14 protein-coding genes and 2 tRNA genes are annotated in these 20,610 nt (G+C 31.0%); 7 read left to right on the top strand and 9 right to left on the bottom strand.

Annotated elements, in window-relative coordinates; all coding sequences use genetic code 11:
- Positions 1-100 precede the first annotated feature (100 nt).
- Positions 101-177: transfer RNA gene (locus tag ACN5J5_RS06855), tRNA-Asn, on the bottom strand.
- 68 nt (positions 178-245) lie between these two features.
- A tRNA-Asn gene (locus ACN5J5_RS06860) sits at positions 246-319 on the bottom strand.
- A 270-nt stretch (positions 320-589) separates the two neighbouring features.
- Between ACN5J5_RS06860 and ACN5J5_RS06865 the strand changes: the two genes are divergently transcribed.
- The 3 genes from ACN5J5_RS06865 to ACN5J5_RS06875 all read left to right on the top strand — a co-directional run bounded on the left by ACN5J5_RS06865 (position 590) and on the right by ACN5J5_RS06875 (position 7,421).
- The gene (locus tag ACN5J5_RS06865) at positions 590-3,316 is read left to right on the top strand and encodes a 2-oxoglutarate dehydrogenase E1 component (RefSeq protein WP_418644190.1); all 2,727 of its coding nucleotides are present in this window, start codon (positions 590-592) and stop codon (positions 3,314-3,316) included.
- 185 nt (positions 3,317-3,501) lie between these two features.
- Positions 3,502-4,716 (top strand): 2-oxoglutarate dehydrogenase complex dihydrolipoyllysine-residue succinyltransferase, encoded by a 1,215-nt coding sequence (gene odhB / locus ACN5J5_RS06870; protein WP_418644191.1) that lies wholly within the window; start codon positions 3,502-3,504, stop codon positions 4,714-4,716.
- Between the two features lie 299 nt (positions 4,717-5,015).
- A complete protein-coding gene (locus ACN5J5_RS06875) occupies positions 5,016-7,421 on the top strand; it encodes a helix-turn-helix domain-containing protein (protein WP_418644192.1) in 2,406 nt (801 codons plus the stop codon).
- Positions 7,422-7,443: 22 nt separating this feature from the next.
- Here ACN5J5_RS06875 and ACN5J5_RS06880 read toward each other — a convergent pair whose 3' ends face one another.
- Entirely contained in the window at positions 7,444-9,567 is a 2,124-nt protein-coding gene (locus ACN5J5_RS06880; RefSeq protein WP_418644193.1) for a Tex family protein, read from the bottom strand.
- A gap of 73 nt (positions 9,568-9,640) precedes the next feature.
- A complete protein-coding gene (gene metG, locus ACN5J5_RS06885; protein ID WP_418644194.1) occupies positions 9,641-11,695 on the bottom strand; it encodes a methionine--tRNA ligase in 2,055 nt (684 codons plus the stop codon).
- Positions 11,696-11,864: 169 nt separating this feature from the next.
- On the opposite strand from metG, the gene ACN5J5_RS06890 reads away from it, so the two are divergent.
- Positions 11,865-12,782 (top strand): S66 peptidase family protein, encoded by a 918-nt coding sequence (locus tag ACN5J5_RS06890; RefSeq protein ID WP_418644195.1) that lies wholly within the window; start codon positions 11,865-11,867, stop codon positions 12,780-12,782.
- A complete protein-coding gene (locus ACN5J5_RS06895; RefSeq protein ID WP_418644196.1) occupies positions 12,782-13,141 on the top strand; it encodes a YraN family protein in 360 nt (119 codons plus the stop codon). Before ACN5J5_RS06890 ends, ACN5J5_RS06895 begins: the two co-directional genes overlap by 1 nt.
- Positions 13,142-13,195: 54 nt before the next feature.
- Here the strand turns inward: ACN5J5_RS06895 and ACN5J5_RS06900 are convergent, their stop codons facing one another.
- A complete protein-coding gene (locus tag ACN5J5_RS06900) occupies positions 13,196-14,569 on the bottom strand; it encodes a redoxin family protein (protein ID WP_418644197.1) in 1,374 nt (457 codons plus the stop codon).
- Positions 14,570-14,697: 128 nt separating this feature from the next.
- On the opposite strand from ACN5J5_RS06900, the gene ACN5J5_RS06905 reads away from it, so the two are divergent.
- Complete coding sequence (locus ACN5J5_RS06905; RefSeq protein ID WP_418644198.1) at positions 14,698-15,492, top strand: SDR family oxidoreductase; 795 nt, start codon at positions 14,698-14,700, stop codon at positions 15,490-15,492.
- Here ACN5J5_RS06905 and ACN5J5_RS06910 read toward each other — a convergent pair.
- On the bottom strand, positions 15,485-15,841 hold the full coding sequence (locus ACN5J5_RS06910) for a hypothetical protein (RefSeq protein ID WP_418644199.1): 357 nt from the start codon (positions 15,839-15,841) through the stop codon (positions 15,485-15,487). The two genes, ACN5J5_RS06905 and ACN5J5_RS06910, sit on opposite strands and share 8 nt — an antisense overlap.
- Positions 15,842-16,083: 242 nt before the next feature.
- On the opposite strand from ACN5J5_RS06910, the gene ACN5J5_RS06915 reads away from it, so the two are divergent.
- Positions 16,084-16,617, top strand: coding sequence for a CvpA family protein (locus ACN5J5_RS06915; RefSeq protein ID WP_418644200.1), 534 nt, complete (start codon positions 16,084-16,086; stop codon positions 16,615-16,617).
- A 39-nt stretch (positions 16,618-16,656) separates the two neighbouring features.
- Here ACN5J5_RS06915 and ACN5J5_RS06920 read toward each other — a convergent pair whose 3' ends face one another.
- From ACN5J5_RS06920 to ACN5J5_RS06930, 3 genes are all read right to left on the bottom strand, one after another.
- A complete protein-coding gene (locus ACN5J5_RS06920; RefSeq protein WP_418644201.1) occupies positions 16,657-19,329 on the bottom strand; it encodes a carboxypeptidase-like regulatory domain-containing protein in 2,673 nt (890 codons plus the stop codon).
- A complete protein-coding gene (locus tag ACN5J5_RS06925) occupies positions 19,308-20,069 on the bottom strand; it encodes a GLPGLI family protein (RefSeq protein ID WP_418644202.1) in 762 nt (253 codons plus the stop codon). The genes ACN5J5_RS06920 and ACN5J5_RS06925 overlap by 22 nt, the downstream gene beginning before the upstream one ends.
- An 88-nt stretch (positions 20,070-20,157) precedes the next feature.
- Complete coding sequence (locus ACN5J5_RS06930; RefSeq protein ID WP_418644203.1) at positions 20,158-20,472, bottom strand: hypothetical protein; 315 nt, start codon at positions 20,470-20,472, stop codon at positions 20,158-20,160.
- Positions 20,473-20,610 lie beyond the last annotated feature (138 nt).

The following is a 20,610-nucleotide window of genomic DNA, read 5'->3' on the forward strand; positions in this document are numbered from 1 at the left end:
TGGTGATTTTTTTATGTCACCTTTAGTCCAGTTGGGTAAGGGGTTTAATTTGTATTACTGTATAAAAAAAGTCTAACATTGCTGTTAGACTTCTTTTTTATGGCTCCTCTTCTTGGACTCGAACCAAGGACCCTCTGATTAACAGTCAGATGCTCTAACCAACTGAGCTAAAGAGGAATGTTCATGTAGAACAAATATGTATGTTGTAGCAATTATCGGCTGCTACGTTGCCTTTGGCATTTTAGCTCCTCCTCTTGGACTCGAACCAAGGACCCTCTGATTAACAGTCAGATGCTCTAACCAACTGAGCTAAGGAGGAATTTTAAGCGCTATTGCTTTAAAATGCGAGTGCAAATTTAAGGGGTTTTTTAATATCTGCAAATTTTTTTTAATAAAATATTGAATTAAAATTGCTTGCCCCTGATTTTTAAAGCGTTATTTTAAGAATGTATAGTCTTAGGCATAGTTAGCATTATCTGTATAATATCACTAAAATCCCTAAAATAAGCATAAAAAAAAGGCTGGTTTTTAGTAAAAGTTGTATTTTTGTATCCATTATTCTTATTGATAGAAAAGTATAACAAAATATATGGACAAGTTTTCGTTCTTAAACGCAATACATACAGGTTTTATAGGTGATTTGTACGAGCAATATCAAAAAAATCCTGATGCAGTAGAACCAAGTTGGAGAAGTTTTTTTCAAGGTTATGATTTAGCTAATGAAGATTATTCGTTAACAGATGATGAGGTAGAAGTTGAAATTCCTGAAGAAGTACGTAAAGAATTTTTGGTAATCGATTTAATAAATGGGTACCGTACAAGAGGGCATTTATTTACAAAAACAAACCCTGTACGCGATCGAAGAAAATATTCGCCTACTTTAGATATTGAAAATTTTGGGCTATCAAATAAAGATTTGTCAAAAGTTTTTAGTGCTGGTGAAATTTTAGGAATCGGTGCCAAAACTTTAGCAGAAATAATAAAACACCTAAAAGCAATTTTTTGCGATAGTATTGGTGTTGAATATATGTATTTGCGAAATCCAGAAGAACTTAAATGGTGGCAACAAAGGCTTAATAAAAATGATAATCATCCAGATTATGATTTAGAAGCCAAAAAATACATTTTAACTAAATTAAATCAAGCTTCAACATTCGAGAGTTTTTTACAAACAAAATACGTAGGTCAAAAACGTTTTTCTGTTGAAGGAGGAGAAACTCTAATACCAGGTGTAAGTGTAGCACTTCGTGATGCTGCCGAAAAATACGGCGTTGAAGAATGTGTTTTAGGAATGGCACACCGTGGTCGTTTAAATACCTTGGTAAACATCTTTAAAAAACCCGTTCGCGATTTATTTAGCGAGTTTGAAGGTAAAGATTTCGAAGACCAAGATATTGATGGAGATGTAAAATATCACTTAGGTTTAACCTTAAGTAAAGCTTATAAAGGCGGACAAAAAATGAAGATGAATTTGGTGCCAAATCCATCACATTTAGAAACCGTAGCAGCCGTAGCAGAAGGTATTGTTAGGGCAAAAGTAGATTTAGATTACAAAGGTGATAATGGTAAAATTTTACCAATTGTAGTACATGGTGATGCCGCAATTGCAGGGCAAGGGATTGTGTATGAAATAGCACAAATGATGACCTTAAATGGGTATAAAACAGGTGGTACAATTCATGTTGTGGTAAATAACCAGGTTGGTTTTACAACCAATTATTTAGATGCGAGATCAAGTACATATTGTACCGATGTAGCAAAAGTAACATTATCTCCGGTATTACACATTAATGCAGATGATGCAGAAGCAGTTTGTCATGCAATGGAAATGGCTGTTGAATACCGAATGAGATTTAAAAAAGACATTTATATTGATTTATTAGGATATCGTAAATACGGTCATAACGAAGGAGATGAACCACGTTTTACACAACCTAAATTATATAAATCGATTTCTAAGCACAAAAATGCGAAAGAATTATATGCAACTAAATTAATTGATGAAGGAACTATTTCGGCTGATTATGTAAAAGAAATTACCGATGAGTTTAAATCGCATTTAGAAGCAGAATTTATAGAATCGAAAGCAAAAACAACTTCTAAAATTCAGGAATTTATGCCTGAAGTTTGGGACGGATTTATACGTAAGCAATTACAAGAAATGCTACAATCGGTAGATACTACTTATTCGGTTGATGCTTTAAAAGGTATTGCTAAAGTAATTTCTACTACTCCGAAAGGACATAAATTTGTTCGAAAAGCAGAACGTATTTTAAAAGGTCGTGATAAAATGGTCTTTGAAGAAAATGCCTTAGATTGGGGAACTGCCGAGAACTTAGCGTACGGAACTTTATTAGAAGAAGGTTTTAATATTAGAATTTCGGGAGAAGATGTAGAAAGAGGAACTTTTTCGCACCGTCATGCAATTATGCGTGATGAAGAAACCTTAGAGCGTGTTAACTTATTAAACACAAATCCGAAGAATAAAGGAGAAATGACGATTTTTAATTCTCATTTATCTGAATATGGAGTTTTAGGATTTGATTACGGATACGCAATGGCAGCACCAAATACCTTAACTATTTGGGAAGCTCAGTTTGGTGATTTTGCCAACGGAGCGCAAATTATGTTCGACCAATATATATCATCAGCAGAGGATAAATGGAAATTGCAAAACGGATTGGTAATGTTATTACCTCATGGTTATGAAGGGCAAGGGCCAGAGCATTCATCGGCAAGGATAGAGCGTTTTTTACAATCGTCAGCAGTTGATAACTGGACGATAGCAAACTGTTCTACACCTGCAAATATGTATCACATTTTACGTCGTCAGATGAAACGTGATTTTAGAAAACCATTGGTTGTTTTTACGCCAAAAAGTTTGTTGCGTTTGCCAAAAGCGGTAAATCCGATTGAAGATTTAGCCAACGGAAGTTTTAAAGAAGTAATAGATGATACTATTGAAACTTCAAAAGTTAAAAAAATGGTATTTTGTACTGGTAAATTTTATTACGATTTATTAGCAGAACGTGAGCGATTAGAAAGAGATGATGTTGCTTTGGTAAGAATAGAGCAATTATTCCCGTTACATAACGATCAGATTAAAGAGGTAATGGATAAATATCCGAATGTAACTCGTTATGTTTGGGCGCAAGAAGAACCTAAAAATATGGGGTCTTGGGGATATATGGTTGAACGTTTTGAATTAGCGAGGTTAGAGTGTGCATCGAGAGGATACCATTCGGCACCAGCGGCAGGTTCAAGCGCACGATATAAAAGACGTCATCAAAAAGTATTAGACAAAGTTTTTGATTAATACCAAATATTAGTAAGTACAAGCGTTAGGGATTGAAACGGCATCCTTTTTTGCTTTCAGTTCGAGTGAATTTGTGAAGAATGAACAAATTTGTATCGAGAATGTAGCAAAAAAGATATAGTGAAAAGCCCGCCCGAACGCCCAAATAAAAGAAATAAAATATTTCAGAATAAAAATAAAGAAACATGAGTGTTTTAGAAATGAAAGTTCCTTCTCCGGGAGAATCGATTACAGAAGTAGAAATAGCAACTTGGTTAGTTGAAGATGGTGATTATGTTGAAAAAGATCAACCAATCGCCGAAGTAGATTCTGATAAAGCAACGTTAGAATTGCCTGCGGAAGAAAGCGGAATAATCACTTTAAAAGCAGAAGAAGGTGATGCTGTAGAGGTTGGAGCTGTAGTGTGTCATATTGATATGAGCGCAGCAAAACCTGAAGGTGCAACAGCTACTGAAACTAAAAAAGAAGAAGCGCCAAAAGCAGCAGCTCCGAAAAAAGAAGAAGTAAAGCCAGCAACGTATGCAACAGGTACTGCTTCTCCGGCAGCTAAAAAAGTATTAGCTGAAAAAGGTATTGATGCTGCCACGGTAAAAGGTACAGGAAAAGATGGTCGTGTAACAAAAGATGACGCTGTTAAAGCAGTGCCTTCTATGGGAACGCAACCAGCCAATGGTTCGCGTGGTACAGAGCGTAAAAAAATGTCGATGTTGCGTCGTAAAGTAGCACAACGTTTAGTTGCTGTTAAAAGTGAAACGGCTATGTTAACTACGTTTAACGAAGTAAACATGCAACCAATTTTTGATTTACGTAAGGAGTATAAAGAAGATTTTAAAGCAAAGCACGGTGTTGGATTAGGATTTATGTCTTTCTTTACTTTAGCAGTTGTAAGAGCTTTAAAAATGTATCCAGATGTAAACTCTATGATTGATGGAGATTACCAAATAAAACATGATTTTAATGATATTTCTATAGCCGTTTCTGGTCCTAAAGGATTAATGGTTCCTGTAATTAGAAATGCAGAAGGTTTATCGTTTAGAGGTGTAGAAAGTGAAGTAAAACGTTTGGCCTTACGTGCGCGTGATGGGCAAATTACGGTTGATGAAATGACAGGTGGAACTTTTACAATTACCAACGGTGGTGTATTTGGATCAATGTTATCTACGCCAATTATTAATCCTCCACAAAGTGGAATCTTAGGAATGCATAACATTGTTAACCGTCCGATGGCAGTGAATGGTGAGGTGGTAATTCAGCCAATTATGTATGTAGCTTTATCTTATGATCACCGTATTATTGATGGTCGTGAGTCTGTTGGTTTCTTAGTTGCTGTTAAAGAGGCGTTAGAAAATCCGATGGAATTGTTAATGGATAACAATCCGAAAAAAGCATTAGAAATGTAAATCTAATTTATTTTTATAAATATATAAATCCCAAGTTGTTACTTGGGATTTTTTTAATTTTAAAAATACCCAATATTGGGTATTTTTTAATAAACTGATTATAAGTAAATTTGAAAAGTGTAATTTTTATTTGAAGAGATTTTAAATAAAGTAGATTGATTAATTGAAAAAGAAGAAGGCAGTAATATCCTAAACATTGATTTGTTTGGGATATTTTTTTGTATTAAAATTAAAAAATCATAAAAACAAAGTTATCTTAAAAAGGTATTTTTACATTTTAAGTGAAGCATATTTTTGGGATGAGTAAAAACAAAGAATTAGATTTAGCAGTACAGTTTATTAATAAAACGGATAGAAACCTTTTTATAACAGGAAAAGCGGGTACTGGTAAAACTACTTTTTTGCACAAAATAAAAAACGAATCGTTAAAAAGAATGGTAATAGTTGCACCTACAGGTGTAGCTGCAATAAATGCAAAAGGCGTTACAATTCACTCTTTTTTTCAGATGCCTTTCGTGCCAATTTTACCAAATCAAATAACAAGCACATCTAATCAGCAACGAAAATTTAGTAAATCAAAAATTGATATTATTAAATCGTTAGACCTTGTTGTTATTGATGAAATTAGTATGGTTAGAGCTGATTTGTTAGATGGAATAGATCAGGTTTTAAGAAAGTATAAAGATAAAAATAAAGTTTTTGGCGGTGCACAAGTTTTAATGATTGGCGATTTGCAGCAGTTGTCTCCAGTGGTAAAACCGAATGAATGGAGTTTGTTACAGCAACATTACACTTCTATTTATTTTTTTAGCAGCAAAGCATTTCAAGAATCAAATACGGTAAGTATTGAGTTAAAGAAAATTTATAGGCAAGATAATGAAGAGTTCATTTCGATTTTAAATGAAATTAGAAATGATTCTTTATCAGAAAAATCAGCTAAAATTTTAAACAAGAGATACAATCCTAGTTTTGAACCCAAAAAAAATGAGGGTTACATTACATTAACAACGCATAATAAAAGAGCAGGAGCAATTAATACGCTAGAGTTAGAAAAGTTAAAGAAAAAGAGTCGGTTTTTTAAAGCTGATATATCTGGTAAGTTTAATGAAAACGCGTATCCGAATAGCGAAAAATTAGAGTTAAAAGAAGGTGCTCAAGTAATGTTTATTAAAAATGATAGCTCGCCAGAGAAAAGATATTTTAATGGGAAAATAGGAAAAATTACTTTGATTGATGAGGATACAATTTATGTAAAATGTCCTAATGATGATTTTGAAATAGAAACCAAAAAAGAAACTTGGGAAAACATAACTTATGCCATTGATGATGAAACGAAAGATATAAAAGAAAACATTACAGGTTCTTTTTCACAAATTCCTTTAAGGTTGGCTTGGGCAATAACAATTCATAAAAGTCAGGGATTAACTTTTGAAAAAGCGATTATTGATGCCGAAGCTTCTTTTGCACACGGACAAACTTATGTAGCTTTAAGTAGATGTACTTCTTTAGAAGGTATTGTTTTAAAAACTCAAATTAATAACAGCGCAATTATTAATGACAAAACGGTAGATTCGTTTACTAAAAATGTAAATGAAAATGTGCCAGATGAAGCTGTTTTAATAGCATCAGAAAAAAAATACCAACTTAATTTAATTGCCGAATTATTTGATTTTAATTCTTTTTTATATCCAATTACAAGAGCTATTGATATTTTTTATAAAAATAAAACAAGTTTAAACGGAACCATTATAACGCAACTACAAACAATAAAAGATAACGGAATTGTTACTTTATTAAAGGTTGCAAATGGTTTTAAAATACAATTACAACAACTTTCTGAAGATGCTGTTTTGGCTGAAAATAGCTCGGTTATAAATGATAGGTTTACAAAAGCGATTACGTATTTTATAAATCAGACAGAAACATTTATTAAAAAACCGTTAAGTGAAATTTCTTTTTCAACAGATAATAAAACAGTTGAAAAAGACTTAGAAAAACAAATTTTTGCGATACAAGATTTGTTATCAATAAAACTATACTGTTTTTTAAAATTAAAAGAGGGTTTTCAGGTTAAAGAGTATTTACAAATTAGAGCAAATGCTGTTTTACAGAACGCAGAAAAACCAAAGAAAAAGAAAATAACATTATCAAGAGATCCTGTTTTAGCTTTAAGTTTAAGAGAATTACGAGACGAAATATCAAAAAAAGATGGAATTCCACATTTTCAAATTTTTACTCAAAAAACACTTTATGCTATTTGTGATGCTTTGCCAAAATCAGCGCAACAGTTATTAAAGGTTGATGGAATGGGTAAAATTCGCGTTCAAAAATATGGAGGTAGAATTTTAGACGTTATTAGTAGTTATTGCAAAAAACAAGGAATTAAACAACAAGAAGAAGTTACTGAAAAAGATAAAATTCCCTCAAAACAAATAACATTTAAACTTTTTAAAGAAGGGTTTTCAGTAAAGGAAATTGCGGATAAAAGAGAGTTAACACAAAATACGATAGAAAGTCACTTGACTAGTTTTATACCAGACGGAGATATTGATGTACGAGAAATCATCTCTTTAAAAAGGTATCAAAAAATAGTAGCATCTATTGAAAAAGTAACGTTTAAAAACTTAACAGAATTAAAAGAAAAAGTTGATAACGATTTTACCTTTATGGAGTTAAGAATGGTGTTGCTTTCGTTAGAATTATAGTGTTTGTTTAACGAGTAAAAAATTAAAAATTCATAGAAAGTTGAATGCGTTTTCTTTGCGCATCTACCTCTAATACTTTTACGGTTACTTGCTGATGTAAGTTTACATGTTCACTAACATCTTTAACAAACGTATTTGAAAGATTAGACACGTGTACCAATCCGCTTTCTTTTACACCAATATCAACAAAACAACCAAAATTGGTAATGTTGTTTACAATTCCTGGAAGTACCATGCCGGTTTTAACATCATCAATAGTTTTAATATGCTCGTTAAAACTAAATGCTTTTGCTTTTTCACGCGGATCTAAACCTGGTTTTTCTAACTCTTTTACAATGTCTTTTAAAGTTGGCAATCCGTAAGAATCGGTAACATATTGTTGCAATTTCAATTGATTTAAAACAGTAGTATTACCTATTAAATCGGTTAGCTTACAGCCAGCATCTTTAGCTATTTGTTTTATTAAAGCATAACGTTCTGGATGCACAGCAGAATCATCTAAAGGATTATCGCCATTTTTAATGCGTAAAAATCCGGCAGATTGCTCAAAAGCTTTTCCGCCTAAACGTGGCACTTTTTTAATAGCAATTCTATTTTTAAATGCACCGTTTTCGTTTCGGTAATTCACAATATTTTCAGCTAATTTTGGCCCAATACCCGAAACATAACTTAATAATGGCGGACTTGCTGTATTTATATTTACACCTACTTTATTCACACAATGTTCTACAACGGTATCTAAGGATTTATTTAATTTTGATTGTTCTACATCGTGTTGATATTGCCCAACACCGATAGATTTTGCATCAATCTTAACCAGTTCAGCCAAAGGGTCAGCTAATCTTCGTCCGATAGAAATTGCCCCACGAACAGTAACATCATATTCAGGAAATTCATCTCTTGCAATTTTTGAAGCCGAATAAATAGAAGCGCCAGCTTCACTAACAACAAAAATTTCTGGTCTATTTTTAAACGGAATACTTTTTATTAATTGTTCAGTTTCTCTTGATGCGGTTCCGTTACCAATTGCAATTGCTTCAATTTGATGCTTATTAACTAATGAGTAAATAGTGTCTTTGGCTTCGGTAGATTGATGTTGTGGCGCATGCGGATAGATGTTTTGGTTGTGTAATAAATCACCTTGTTTGTTTAAGCAAACTACCTTACAGCCCGATCTAAAACCAGGATCGATAGCCAAAATTCGTTTTTCACCTAAAGGAGATCCTAATAATAACTGCTGTAAATTTTTAGCGAATACGGTTATCGCATTTTCATCAGCTTTTTCTTTAGCTATTGATAAGGCTTCGTTAGAAAGCGATGGAAATAACAAACGTTTATATGCATCGGCAATGGCTAGTTTAATTTGAGTTGCACATTCGTTTTGAGAGCGAATAATTCGATCTTCAATTTTTTGAAGCGTACGCTCGTTGTCAATTTCAATTTTTACACGAATAAAGCCTTCTTTTTCGGCACGAAGAATGGCTAACAATCGGTGAGACGGAATGCGACTTAAATTCTCTTCCCACTCAAAATAATCTTTAAATTTCTGAGCGCCATCTTCATCTTTTTTAGTTTTTATTATTTTTGTTGAAATAGTAGCATGACGCTCTAATTGATGACGGATATTGTTACGAACATCGGTACGTTCATTTATCCATTCAGCAATAATATGCCGTGCGCCTTCTAAAGCATTTTCACTAGTTTCCACTTGGTGGGATGTATATTTTGATGCGGTAAAATCCAAATCGTTTACTCGCTGACTCATAATCATTTTAGCCAACGGTTCTAATCCGTTTTTACGAGCAGTTTCGGCTTTTGTTTTACGTTTCTTTTTATACGGAAGATAAATATCTTCTAAAGTGGTAAGATCGTTAGTTTTTTCAATTTTAGTCTTTAACTCACTGGTTAAAACATCTTGTTCATCTAAAGCTTTAAGAATGGTAGCTTTTCTTTTTTCAATAGATTCAAACTGCTCTTTCAAAGCAACTATTTGCCCGATTTCAACTTCATCTAAATTCCCTGTTTTTTCTTTCCTATATCTTGATATAAATGGAATTGTACAATCTTCATTTAACAATTCAACCGTATTTTGAATTGATTTTTCAGAGATTTGAGAACGAGAAGTAATGTAATTTAGAAGTTGCATATCGTAATTTTTTAAAATAAAAAACCTCGCAATATTTTGCGAGGTTACGAATATAGTAAAATGTTGTTTTTATCTAAGCAATAAATTCACCGTTAGTTACCTTTTCAGAAGGTTGCACGAATGCAAGTTTGCCATCAGGAGTATCGGTCATTAAAATCATACCTTGACTTTCGATACCTTTTAATTTACGCGGCGCTAAATTACAAACAACAGAAACTTGTTGTCCGATAATATCCTCAGGTTTAAAGCTTTCGGCAATTCCAGAAACGATAGTTCTTTTATCTAAACCAACATCAACTGTAAGCTTTAAAAGCTTTTTAGTTTTAGCTACTTTTTCAGCTTCAATAATAGTTCCTACACGGATGTCTATTTTTGTAAAATCATCAAACTCAATAGTTTCCTTTTGAGGTTCTAAAACTCTATTTTCAGCTTCGTTTGCTTTTTTGGTAGCTTCTAATTTATCTAGTTGCGCCTGAATTTCTTTATCCTCAATTTTAGCAAATAATAATTCTGCTTTATTTATTTGATGGTTATCAGCAATTAAAATATTTTTTTCAGAAACATCTTCCCAAGATAAATTAGCATCAATATTTAAAATTGATTTCAATTTAGTTGATGTAAACGGTAAAAAAGGTTCTGATAAAACGGCTAATCCAGCAGCAATTTGTAAAGCGACATTCATAATTGTTTTAGTACGTTCTGCATCAACCTTAATCATTTTCCAAGGCTCTTCATCGGCTAAATATTTATTACCTAAACGTGCTAAGTTCATTAATTCTTGAGATGCTTCTCTAAAACGATAACGCTCAATAGATTTTGCAATTACATTCGGAAATTCTTTTAAAGCAGCTAAAGTATCTTCATCAATTTCTGATAATTCATTAGCAGCAGGAACTTGCCCATCGTAATATTTATTCGTTAAAACAACTACACGGTTTATAAAGTTACCAAAAATAGCCACTAACTCATTGTTGTTTTTTGCTTGAAAATCTTTCCAAGTAAAATCGTTGTCTTTACTTTCTGGTGCATTTGCTGTTAAGGTATAACGTAATACATCTTGCTGATTAGGAAAATCTTCTAAATATTCGTGTAACCAAACTGCCCAGTTTTTAGACGTAGATAATTTGTTTCCTTCTAAATTTAAAAACTCGTTTGCAGGTACATTTTCTGGTAATATAAAATCGCCATGTGCCTTTAACATCGAAGGAAAAATTAAACAGTGAAACACAATATTGTCTTTACCAATAAAGTGTACTAATTTGGTATCGTCTTTTTTCCAATAATCTTCCCAGTTTTTACTTTCACGAGCAGCCCATTCTTTGGTAGCAGAAATATATCCGATAGGCGCATCAAACCAAACATATAATACTTTTCCGTCTGCTCCTTCAACAGGCACCGGAATTCCCCAATCTAAATCACGCGTTACTGCTCTTGGGCGTAAACCATCATCAATCCACGATTTACATTGTCCTAAAACGTTAGGTTTCCAATCGTGTTTATGACCTTCAACAATCCATTTACGTAAAAAATCTTCGTGTTTATCTAACGGTAAAAACCAGTGTTTCGTTTCTTTTAAAGTAGGAACATTTCCTGTAATTGCCGATTTAGGATTGATTAAATCTGTGGCATTATGACTTGTGCCACATTTTTCACATTGATCACCGTAGCTTTCTTCATTTCCACATTTTGGGCAAGTACCCACAACAAAACGATCGGCTAAATATTGGTTTGCCTCAGCATCGTATAATTGCTCGGTAACTTCTTCAATAAACTCACCATCGTTATATAATTTTGTGAAAAATTCAGAAGCTGTTTTATGATGAATTTCAGAAGATGTACGAGAATAATTGTCGAATGAAATACCAAAATCAACAAACGATTTTTTTATAATTCCGTGGTATTTATCAATAATATCTTGTGGAGTAACACCTTCTTTTTTTGCACGCATTGGTATGGCAACACCGTGTTCGTCTGAACCACAAATGTAAGCCACGTCTTTTCCTTTTTGACGTAAAAAACGCGCGTAAATATCTCCAGGAACATACACACCCGCTAAATGGCCAATATGAATTGGACCGTTTGTGTAAGGTAATGCTGCTGTAATTGTATATCTTTTTGGTGTACTCATTTTTTTATGCTAAAATTAAAGCGCAAAAGTACAAAAAAGCAATTTTTTAAACTGTTTTAAAATGGGTACATTTGAGAGAATTTAGATTTATAATTGTATTTTGAAAAGAACTTTGCCAATTTTAGGTGTTTTACTGATGGTTACATCGGTTTTTTCGCAAACTAAAACTATGAAATTAATTACACCACCTTATTTACAAAAAGGAGACACGATTGCTATGGTGGCTCCTGCCGGAATTTTAAAAAACAGAAAACATGTAATTGATAAAGCCAAGAAATTAGCTGAAAGCTGGGGTTTGAAAGTTGTTTATGGAAAGCATATGTTTTCTCAAAACAATCATTTTGCAGGAACGGATGAAGAACGTTGTGAAGATTTTCAAAAAGCAATTGATAATCCGAATATAAAAGCTATTTGGTCGGCTCGTGGTGGCTACGGTTCGGTTCGAATTTTAGATAAATTAGATTTTTCTAATTTTAAGAAAAATCCGAAATGGGTAATAGGTTACTCAGATATAACTGCTTTTCATAATCATATTCACAATTTAGGAGTTGAGACGATTCACGGAATGATGGGAACGAGCATGCAAGACAATCCACAAGATATTCCTGAAACGATTAAAACTTTACGAAAGGCATTGTTTGGTGAAAATTTAAGCTACGAAATAGCGCCTTCAAAACTAAATAGAGTAGGAGAGTTTAGCGGAGAATTAGTTGGTGGAAATATTGCCATTTTAGCATCGATGCTGGGTTCTGAAAGTCAGATTTCAACAGTTGGAAAAATTCTATTTATTGAAGAAATTGGTGAATACAAATATTCGATTGATAGAATGTTACAAAGTTTAAAACGTGCTGGTTATTTTACAAAAATAAAAGGGGTTATTGTGGGCGATATGACGAAAATTAAAAAGAATAGTACGCCTTGGGGAAGCTCGATAGAGCAATTAATTTTAGATATAATTCCTAAAGATGTTCCTGTATTATTTAATTTTCCTGCGGGACACGAACCAGATAATAGAGCGTTGATTATGGGTAGAGAAGTTGAGGTTAATAGTAAAGAAAATCAATTTTCGGTTGTAAAATTTAATTAGTGGCACAACATAACGAACTTGGTAAGGAAGGAGAAAAATTAGCGGTTGAATATCTACAAAAAAACGGGTATTTAATTGTTGAAAAAAATTATCGATTTTTAAAAGCTGAAGTTGATATTATTGCTAAAAAAGAAAAGGTTTTAATAGCTATTGAAGTAAAAACAAGAACGAGTACTTATTTTGGTAATCCGCAAGATTTTGTAAATCCGAAGAAAATAAAATTACTAGTATCTGCAATAGATAATTATATTGTTAAAAATGATATCGATTTAGAAGTACGATTTGATATTATAGCCATACTAAAGAATAAAAAAACAGTAGAAATAAAGCATTTAAAAGATGCCTTTTTATATTTTTAAAACAAAAAAGCCAACAATTTAATTGTTGGCTTTTTGTTTTTTTGAAAACATTTTTTAATTATGCTCAAAGTATTTTTGAACATCTTCCATATGATCAGGCATTGCAATAATTTTCTTATTACTGTCTAATACAAAATACGAAGGCGTTGCTAATAATTGGTAAGTTTTAACGGTTTCATTGTCCCATTTATAATCAGGATGTGTACCAATAGCATTGTGCCAATTAGGTAATGTTTTAATAAATTCATTCCATTTTACATTGTCATTTTCAATACCAAAAGAAATAATAGATACATCGTTACGACTTTTCATTGATTCATGTAAAACAGGTATTTCTTTAACACAGTGTGGGCAACCAGTACTCCAAAATATTAATAAATATTTATCTCCATCGTTTAAAGTAGAAAGCTTCATTGCTGTTCCGTTTTCATCCCAAGAAAAATCAGGAGCAATTCTACCAACGGTAGCTCTTAGTAACTCAAGTTTTTCTTTTTTAAATTCTGCATCAAATTGATTTGCAGGTAAAACGTCATAAAATTTAGAAAACATCCAATCTACAGCTTCACCATTACGTTTGTCGGCTAAAGTTGTAATTAAAAATTCGGTAACGGCTTTTCTTAATTTACCGCTAGGAACTTTATCCATAACATTAATGATAGATTTTATAAGCAGTTTCTTTTGTAATTGCTCGTCTTCAGAAACATTTAAATAAAATACATAATCGGTAATTTTATCAATTAAGAAAGAAGAATTGTATAAAGCTTCACTTTTAAAATCGATATATTTAAAGAAGTTATCTTGCGTTGTTGATAAATATTCGTCCATTGTTTCAACAGGGCTAGACGGATTGTATCTTAAAAAAGCTTTAATAAAATGGTTAGCTAACATCCCTTCCGATTTGTTTTCATACATTTCCTGTACGTCTTCAAGCTCTTTTACTTTCTTTTTGTAGGCTTTTTTTGCATCTTTACTTTCGGTAGTAATAAAAGACATTTGATTTTCATCAATCTTTGTTTGTACCGCAGCATAAGCTTGTAAGTAATCGTTATAAAGTTTGTTTTCTCTTGATGAAGTAAATACCACAGATTCGTCTGGATATTTTGGATTAAAGATAAACTCTACATTTTCTTTGTTAAAATAAAAGTCTACAAAACCAGTACCTTTATTTCTATAAGTAGCTCTATATGCACCAGGTTTAGCATCAGCTTGTAAATTAAATTCAAATTTACCTAGTACTTGTTTTTGCCCACTAACAACTATCGTGTCAAATTGTATCGTGGTGTTTTTTACAAATTTTTGTTTAGCTCCTTCAATTTTATATAAAATTACCCAATCTGTTTTTTCAGGAGGTGTTAAGGTTCCTTTTACAGTATATTGGGCATTTACTATCGAAGTGGCGAATATTAATAGTGCCAGTATTTTTTTCATCATTAATATTTTAAAAGGGTTGATTATATTTTTTAAAACTAGTCATTTGCTAACTTCTATCCAAGAAGTGTACCATTTTTATTTTTTGTTGTTTATTTTAGTAATGTATTAAACGGATAAACAAATATATGTATTTAAATAATAAAGTGATTTGGCTAACGGGAGCTTCATCGGGTATTGGTAAATCACTAGCAATTGAGTTGTCTAATTATAATGTAAAATTAATTTTATCATCAAGAAATAAAATAAAATTAGAAGCGGTAAAAAATAAATGTAAAAATCCTGAAAACATTAAAATTTTACCTTTGGATTTAGAAGATTACACAAATTTAGAAGCTAAAGTTAAAGAAGCCATTACTTTTTTTGGACAGATTGATTTTTTAATTAATAACGGAGGAATAAGCCAGCGATCGTTAGTTAAAAACACTACTATTTTGGTTGATAAACGATTAATGGATATTAATTATTTAGGAACCGTAGCATTAACTAAAGCATTATTGCCTCATTTTATTAAAAATAAATCGGGTCATTTTGTAGTAACAACAAGTATTGTTGGTAAAATTGGTACACCATTACGATCAACTTACGCAGCAACAAAACACGCTTTACATGGTTTTTTTGATAGTTTACGAGCCGAACATTATAGCGATAATATTTCAGTAACCTTGGTTTGCCCAGGTTTTGTAACCACCAATGTTTCTAAAAATGCTTTAACGGGTGATGGTTCTCCGCAAGAAATAATGGATACAGCAACTGCCAACGGAATTCATCCCGATCGTTTTGCTAAATTAATGCTAAGAGCTATTAAAAATAAACGTGAAGAAGTTTATATAGCTGGTGCAAAAGAAAAGTTAGGTGTGTATGCAAAACGATTTTTTCCGAAGTTTTTATCAAAAATGATTCGAAAAATGAGTGTTACTTAAAAAAATCAATGGCATCAAAATAATTGATAATTGCTTCTTTTATTAAAACAGATTGCTCGCCAGGTTTTAAGTTTGGCAATTCGGTTAAGGTTTTATAATGTGGCCAACCATCGTTGTCAAAAAAATCGAATTCGTAATATCCGTAAGGTTCTAAAAGTTTACAAATAGCAATATGCATTAAGTTTACTTTTTCGTCTTTTTTAAATTTTCGTTGCCCTTGCCCTAATTCTTGTACACCAATTAAGTAAATAACAGCATCTACATTTAACGGATCTCCATCAGCAAATTGTTGCGATAAATTTGCAATTAAAAAATCCCATTTTTCTTTTAAGTTAATTTCTTTCGTCATCAGTGTTTTTTGAATTTACAAAGATACAAATGAGTTGTGTATATTTGATGCAGAATTTGCACTCATAATTTATGAGAACCTTTTACTAAAAAAATGAATGCCCGTTTTTGATTTATAACTCTATATCAAAGCGTCATTCTGAATTCATTTCAGAATCACACCTTTGTAATAAATAGTACGTTGTGATGAGAAACTAAAACGAGTTGTTATAATTTTTAAACAAAAGACTTTAAAACATACTGATGAATACATTTGATATTATTATTGCAGCTTTATTACTTTTTGGTTTTGTGCGTGGTTTAATGAAAGGGTTATTTGTTGAGGTTGCTTCGTTAGTAGCTTTAATTGCTGGAGTTTACGGTGCAATGCATTTTTCATACTTTATAGCTAATTGGCTAAAAGACAGCGTTACTTGGGAAGAGAAATATATAACTTTAGCAGCCTTTGCGGGGACATTTATTGCTATTATTATTACAATTTCTTTATTAGGAAAAGCTTTAACCAAAATAGCTGATTTTGCCTCTTTAGGAGTATTAAATAAAATATTAGGAGGTGTTTTTGGAGCTTTAAAAATTGGATTAATTTTAAGTGTTGTTTTTATTTTCTTCGGAAAAATGAATGATACAATTCCGTTTGTTGAAGAAGATAAACTTGATGAATCGGTATTATTTATGCCTGTAAAAAAGATTGCTCCAACTATCTTTCCGTCCATAATTAAAGACGATGGCGAAGTTGAAATTCCTAAAATTAAAGAAGATCTAAAAATAGAAATATAAAAAAATCCGAAGTTAATAACTTCGGATTTTTTAGTTTTATTAGAATCGGTATTTTAATTTTAGTAACGCAAATCTTGGTAAAAGCCTGTATTCGGTAGTTGATGTTCCGATATCACTAATTGAAAAACTTTTAAAACTTTTAGTATTTAATAAGTTTTTACCCGTTAGATAAAGTGTTAATTTATTATCTATAAGCTTGTAAGAAACGCTAACATCTAAAAAGTTATAAGTAGCATCTTTTTCTAAGTTTCCGAAATAATAACGTTCAGATTGTATATCAGCGTTAATTTTTTTACTAAAAACAAAAGATAAATCTAAGAAGCTTTTATTGTTTGTAAATGAATTCTTAAGACTAGATTGTTGTATTGCAGAGGTGCTCCACTTAGTACCAAAATGATAATTAAAAACACCTCTAAACCCAGAGCGTAAGTTTACACCATAGTTGTAGTTGTTGGAAGTTACTTTTCTTAAGCCAGAATTATTTACACTATTTTTATATTCGCTTTTAGTATAACCTAAATCTAATTTAAGATTAGAGGTTATTGATGGAAAGTAATAGTCAATTTTTGAGTTTAAGCTGATTAATTCTCTATCCTTAATTAAAATTTTCTCTCGCTGTGTGTAATTTTGTTCAATGATACTATTACTCGATAAAAAATCGTAATTTTTAGTATACATTAAACTAAAATAAGCAAAAAAACGATCGTTATAATTACCTAGCGAGTAGTTTAAGTTTGCCGTTGATGAATTTAATTGATTAAAATTACCGGTACCTTTGGTAAAAGACCGGAAACTTGTTAATGCAAAACTGTTATAAACATCTACTATTTTAGCGTTTGTAGTATTGTATGAAACAGATGAGGTTATTTTATTACTATCATTTATTTTCCAATCTATACCAATACTTGGATTTATATAAAAATAGTTTTCACTTTTATTAAGAGTATTGTCATTTAAATTGTTAGTAAGGTTATGAAAGTTTAACTTACCAATAAGATTTAAGTTGTTTATTTTTAAATGATATTTAGTTTTTAAATACGCATCATTAACTTTGTATTCAGTTGTATTTTTATAAGCAGCAGGAATATTTACAATTGTATTATTTTCTAATAATTTAAGTTGTGTGTTTAATTTATCGGCTCTGTATTCATTACCTAATTGCAACTCTAATAAATCACCATTTTCTTTTTTGGTCAGTAAATGCGTATTAAAACCAGCAAATGTCATTTCGCTATCGCTTAATTGTTTTATATTATTCGCATTGGCAGAGTTTGGAAATAAATCTTGAAATAAAAATTGATTTGTTTGATAATTTTGAGGTGATTTTTCATTGATAAAACGCCCTGTTGTTACATAAACGCTCTTTTTATTGAGGCGATTTGTAAAAATTATCTTTTGATCAAAAATATTATTTTGATGTTTTAAATTTTCGGTAGTACTATTACCATTAAAAGTTAAATTAGAGGAGTCGTTAAAGTTGCCATATTTATATTTGGTAGTTGCTGCCAGCATTTTATTTTTGTCGATGTTATAAATTATATCAACTTTACCAAAAGCAATCTTTTTATCATTATTTAATTCAGAGTTTTCAGTATTTGTAAAATTGGTATTACCAGTATTTATATTATCAATACTTGTTTCGGTATCACTATTTTCATCCCAATTTAAAAAGCTTAAGGCTTTTATTTTTAGTTTTTTTGATGGATTAAAAATGGCGTTTAAAGAAGCTAGTTCGGTATTGTTAAAATTGGTTCTTTCTTTATCGAAAAATGAATTATAGATAGCTAAGTTTAATAAGTTTCTGGTAGATTGATTATCGCCAATGCTTCCTGGTTCGTTATAACTAGTAGGGTTTATTAATTGGTTTATATTACCCGTAACATCTATACCTGTATTGTTAAGGCTGGTTAAAAAAAAGTATTTATTCTTTTTACCAAAGTTCATTAAGTTAGCTTTTGTTTCGTAACGGTTTTCAGAAAATAAACCATAGCCCAAACTAACGTTACCAAACCAAATACGTTTCGATTTTTCGTTTAGCTTTAAATTTAAAGCTACTTTATCACTATTTTCTATACCTTTTAAAAGATGGTTGTTTGAGTATTTTTTTAACACTTCTACCTCTTCAATTGGGTGAGCAGGCATGTTTTTAGATAATATTTGATATCCTTTTTCAAAAAAATCATCACCATCAACCATTAATTTTTCTATTTCTTGATTTCCTACTTTTATTCTTCCTTCACTATCAATATTTAAACCTGGTATTTTTTTAAGTAAATCTTCCACCGTTTGTTCGGTACCGTTGGTAAATGCTTTTGTTCTAAAACGAATGGTATCTTTTTCTATAAAAACCGATTTTTCTGCTTTAATAACAACTTCATCTAAACTTATAGCATCTTCTTCTAAAACTACGTTAACAGTAATTTTAGCTTGGTTTTTAGTAATTACTATGGGGGTTGTTTTAGGTGTAAAACCTAATGAAGAAAACACTAAATTAAAGTTTCCTGTTTTATCTGTTTTAAGTTGATAATAACCTTTGTTGTTTGAATAGGTATAAGAAATGTAATTTTTAAGTAAACTATCTTTTAAAATTACATTTCCTGCTATTACGTTATTCTTGCTATCTTTTAAAGTTCCTGAAATTATAGTTTGTGAAAAACTATAAGTACATATTAAGAAAAAAAATAAGGTATTTATTTTTGTTTTTCTTCCCATTCGTATATAATCTCTTTAGTAGAATTTCTGTCTGTAGACGATTTTATTATAGTTGTGTGTCTGTCACTTTTTGCATTCATTTTTGCAATTCTTTCTTTGTCTCTATTAGGAACAATAACCTCAATATGCTTTCTTAAAGGTATTGCTTTGTCTGCAATAGGGAAGTTGTTAATAGCTACAGTATCTTTAAAATTCACTTTAGTAACTCTAAAATAAACTTCTTTTTTAGCATCTTTTACTTCAATTATTAAACCTGGTAATCCTTGTAATTTCCATGGGCCAAATGGTACCGGTATTTTATTTGTAAACCAAGTGGTATAGGTTCTACCTCTAAAATACCCAGTTGCCTTTTGGCATTTATATTCACCTATCTTTTTAAATTCATTTGTTATTTCCCAATTAATTTTAGGCAATTGTTCTTTAAGATATGACTTTGTTTTGGTATAACCAGATAATAATAGGTTCTTATTAATATCAGTAAAAACTTGCGGTCTATTATCAGAGTCGGGTAGGGTAATATTAAGATTTCCATTTACCCATTTTTTAGTCTCTTTTTTAAATCCATTATTTGTTTTTAATATAATATAATGCGATTTATTATTATTAATCTTTAAAACTCCAGTAGTTTTATACAAATGATTAATATTTGTGATAACATCATATTGTACTTCTAATGAGTTTTGCCCAATAATAGTTGCTGTTACTAAATATAAAAATAGGTGTAGAATTATTTTTTTCATTTTTTGTTAAGTTTTTATCAAAAAAGGTGTTTTTATTGTTTTAGATGAACAGTCTCACATTGTGAGACTGTTTTTATTACTATTTTAATTACATATTTGAAATAGTACAATGATCTTGTGCCTTTTGCAAAGCTGTTTCATTAGCAAGTGCTTCAGCTTTAGCGCAATTACCTCTATTGTTTGATGCTGTAGCACTATGTGTTTCCCCATCAGAAGTAGTATAGGTAACGGTAACAGTACAAATATCTACTTCAATAACAGTTTTTATAGACACTTTTAAACCATCATTAACATCACTTTTAATAATTTCAGTTTTTGTGTTGTCAATAATTGGGTTTTCTGTAGTAGCATTTGCATAGGTTCCCATTAGCATAAAAGCTAAAATAAAAATTACTTTTTTCATAATAATATAAAGTTGTTTAATACTCCATTATGGTCTAGAGCGGTTCGTTTGCAACCAAGTAATAACCTAAATTTTAGCGTTTTAATTTTTAGATTAATCAGTAACTAGTATTGTTGATTAAAAATAAAAATTTTTAAT

Source organism: Tenacibaculum insulae (genome assembly GCF_964512435.1).
In the GTDB taxonomy this organism is placed as follows: domain Bacteria; phylum Bacteroidota; class Bacteroidia; order Flavobacteriales; family Flavobacteriaceae; genus Polaribacter; species Polaribacter insulae_A.